3 protein-coding genes are annotated in these 3,544 nt (G+C 69.0%); all 3 read left to right on the forward strand.

The genetic code is table 11. The features are described 5' to 3' along the window. The coding region (locus tag FV222_RS20310; protein WP_147815497.1) for a mechanosensitive ion channel domain-containing protein at window positions 1-1,274 on the forward strand (1,274 nt) is incomplete at its 5' end. A 356-nt stretch (window positions 1,275-1,630) separates the two neighbouring features. Beyond that, entirely contained in the window at window positions 1,631-2,614 is a 984-nt protein-coding gene (gmd, locus tag FV222_RS20315; protein WP_147761681.1) for a GDP-mannose 4,6-dehydratase, read from the forward strand. A gap of 52 nt (window positions 2,615-2,666) precedes the next feature. After that, window positions 2,667-3,544 (forward strand): GDP-mannose 4,6-dehydratase (locus FV222_RS20320; protein ID WP_147815498.1); only part of this gene is annotated, 878 nt, incomplete at its 3' end.

Consider the following 3,544-nt stretch of genomic DNA (forward strand, 5'->3'; position numbering starts at 1 on the left):
GCCCGGCGCGCCTCGTCGGCTGGGCGGCGACGGCCGTCATCGGCGTCGCCGCCCTCGTCGGCTACGTCGCCTTCGCCGCGTTCGTGATCGACCAGCTGGTCTGGACCGCGAGCCTCCTGGTACTGCTCTACCTGCTCGTGCAGAGCGCCGACACCTTCGTCGGCGGCTCACTGTCGGACGACACCCGGCTCGCCACCGCGCTCCAGGCCAACACCGGCCTGCGCAAACGCTCGCTCAACCAGATCGCGGTGCTCTCGACCGGGGCCGCGCGGGTGCTGCTGTTCCTGATCGTGGCGCTCCTGGTGCTCGCGCCCTGGGGCCTTGATTCGACCGACATCGTCTCCTCGATCCGGCAGGCCTTCTTCGGCTTCAAGGTCGGCGACGTCACGATCTCTCTCTCGACCATCGCGCTGGGCCTCGGGATCCTGATCCTCGGCATCGTCATCACCCGGGCGGTCCAGCGCTGGCTCGAGCAGGTCTACCTGCCCGCCACCGACCTCGATGCGGGCCTGCGCAACTCGATCTCCACCGTGTCGGGCTATTGCGGCTTCCTGCTCGCCCTGGCCCTGGCCTTCTCGTATCTCGGCCTCAGCCTCGAAAAGCTGACGATCGTGGCCGGCGCGCTCTCGGTCGGCATCGGCTTCGGCCTGCAATCGATCGTCAACAACTTCGTTTCGGGCCTGCTCCTGCTCTGGGAGCGACCGATCCGCGTCGGCGACCAGGTGGTGATCGGCGATTCGGAGGGCATCGTGAAGCGCATCTCCGTGCGCTCCACCGAGATTCAGACCTTCGACCGCTCGGCTGTGATCGTGCCGAACTCCAACCTGATCTCAGGCATCGTCAAGAACCGCGTCCGCGGCGACCGGACCGGGCGGGTGTCGTTGACAGTCAACGTGCTGCGCAACCAGGACCCGGCGCGCGCCGCCGAGATGCTGCTCGCCTGCGCCGCCCAGCACGCCGACGTGCTGAAGGAGCCGGCACCGCGCGTGGTGTTCCGCAAGATCGGCGACCCGTTCCTCGAATTCGAGCTCGTGGTGATGATCGTCGACGTGAGCCTCGGCCTGAAGGTGCAGAACGACCTCAACTTCGCGGTGTTCGGGACACTGTCCCAGGCGGGTTTCATCCCGCCGCTCGGGCCGGGCTCCAGCATCGTCACGGTTCAGGGCCTCGACGGGATGCAGGAGGCGTTCTCCGAGATCGCCGGGCGGTTCCGCCCTCCGCCGGAGAACGGGATCGACTCCGGCCGCGACACGAGCCCGCTCGGCGCCCGGTAGCACGCGAGGCTCGCTTCCGCGGGCGGGCAACCGAGGTTCGCAAGCACGCAAAGATAGATTTCGTCTGCAGACATGCCCGCTTGGGTTGCAAGAACAAAAGTCCTTGGCCAAACCCTCCGGCATCGTTCGCGAGCGGGCGGGACGATTCGCGATGGCGACGCACCCGCCTGCCTCCGCAAACGGCGCGGTGGCGCCGCCGGGGACCGGACCCGCACTACGCCTGCGTATCGGCAGCCGAGGTCGGGCCTCTGATGCGTTGAAAACGGTGGTTCCAGTGGATATGCCACCGGGAAACACCGTGCGCCCTCGCTCATCGAACGACGGAACGTCACGTTTAGATGGAAGAGGTCTCGCAGATGAGCACCAAGACGGCACTGATCACCGGCATCACCGGGCAGGATGGGGCGTATCTCGCGCAGCTTCTGCTGTCGAAGGGCTATGCGGTGCACGGGGTGGTGCGGCGCTCGAGCCATGCCGGGGTGTTCGACCACCGGCTGAAGTGGCTCGGGATCGAGAACGACGTGGAGCTTCACGACGGCAACCTGCTCGACCTGTCGAGCCTCGCCCGGATCGTTCAGGCCGTGCAGCCGGACGAGGTCTACAACCTGGCCGCGCAGTCGTTCGTCACCGCCTCGTGGCAGCAGCCGCTGCTCACCGGCCAGATCACGGGCTTGGGCGCCGTCAACCTGCTCGAATGCGTGCGCACCCTGAAACCCGATGCGCGCTACTACCAGGCCTCGTCGTCGGAGATGTTCGGCCTGATCCAGGAACAGGTGCAGAGCGAGGCGACGCCGTTCTACCCGCGCTCGCCCTACGGCGTGGCCAAGCTCTACGCGCACTGGATGACGATCAACTACCGCGAGAGCTTCAAGCTGCACGCCTCGAACGGCATCCTGTTCAACCACGAGAGCCCGCTGCGCGGCGTCGAGTTCGTGACCCGCAAGGTCACGGACGGAGTGGCGCGGATCAAGCTCGGGCTGGCCAAGGAATTGCGGCTCGGCAACATCGACGCCAAGCGCGACTGGGGCCATGCCAAGGACTACACCCGGGCGATGTGGATGATGCTGCAGCAGGACAGGCCCGACGACTTCGTGATCGCCACCGGGCGCACCACCACGGTGCGCGACATGTGCGCGCTCGCGTTCTCTCACGTCGGCCTGCCGATGGACGACCACCTGATCATCGACGAGAAGCTGTACCGACCGGCCGAGGTCGAGGTGCTGCTCGGCAACCCGGCCAAGGCGGAAGCCGCGTTCGGCTGGAAGGCCGAGATCTCGCTCGAGACGATGATCCAGGAGATGGTCGAGGCCGACCTGAAGCGCCTCGGCGGCCGCGCTTGACCGGCAAGCGCGTCATGGACCCGTGCTGCGCCGTGACGGCCGCCGTTCGCCCGTGAAGCGGATCCTGGTCACGGGGGCGGCCGGCTTCGTCGGGCAGCACGCGCTCTCGGCGCTCTCGGCCGCAAGCGGGCCGGCGGACCGCATCCTCGGGATCGGCCGCGGCAGCCCGGACGTGCTGCCGGAGCGCGTCGCCTACGAAACAGTCGACCTGCTGGACGAGCCGGCGCTGAACGCCTGCCTCGCCGCGTTCCGGCCGACCGACGTGCTGCACCTGGCCGCGATGGCCTCGGTGCAGCAATCGGCGGATGCGCCGGGCGAGACCTGGCGGGTCAACCTCGTCGGGCTTTTGAACCTCGCCGAGGCGGTGGTGCGATCCGCGCCCGGCGCGGGCTTCCTGTTCGTGAGCTCGGGCGAGGTCTACGGCCGGGCGTTCCTCTCCGGGCGCCCGCTGACCGAGGACGCGGCGCCCGACCCGCAGGGGCCCTACGCCCGCTCGAAGTGGTTCGGCGAGACGATCCTGCGCGACCTGCTGGCGCGGACGGACGTGCGGCTGGTGATCCTGCGGCCGTTCAACCAGGTCGGCGCCGGCCAGGACGAGCGCTTCGTGCTGCCGTCCTTCGCCGGCCAGATCGCGCGGATCGAGGCCGGCCTGGTGCCGCCGGTGCTGAAGGTGGGCAACCTCGCCGCCGAGCGCGACTTCCTGCCGGTGGGCGACGTGGTGCGGGCCTATGCCGAGCTGATCGCCCGCGGCGTGGACATCGCCGACGGGTCGGTGTTCAACGTCGCCTCGGGGCGGCCGCGCAGCATCGCGAGCGTGGTGTCGGACCTGCGCCGGCACGCACGGGTCGCGTTCGAGGTCCGGGTCGCAGCCGACCGGATGCGCGCGTCCGAGATCCCGGTGGCGGCCGGCGACGCGACGCGGCTGCGCAC

The sequence above is a fragment of the Methylobacterium sp. WL103 genome, assembly GCF_008039885.1.
Lineage (GTDB): Bacteria > Pseudomonadota > Alphaproteobacteria > Rhizobiales > Beijerinckiaceae > Methylobacterium > Methylobacterium cerastii.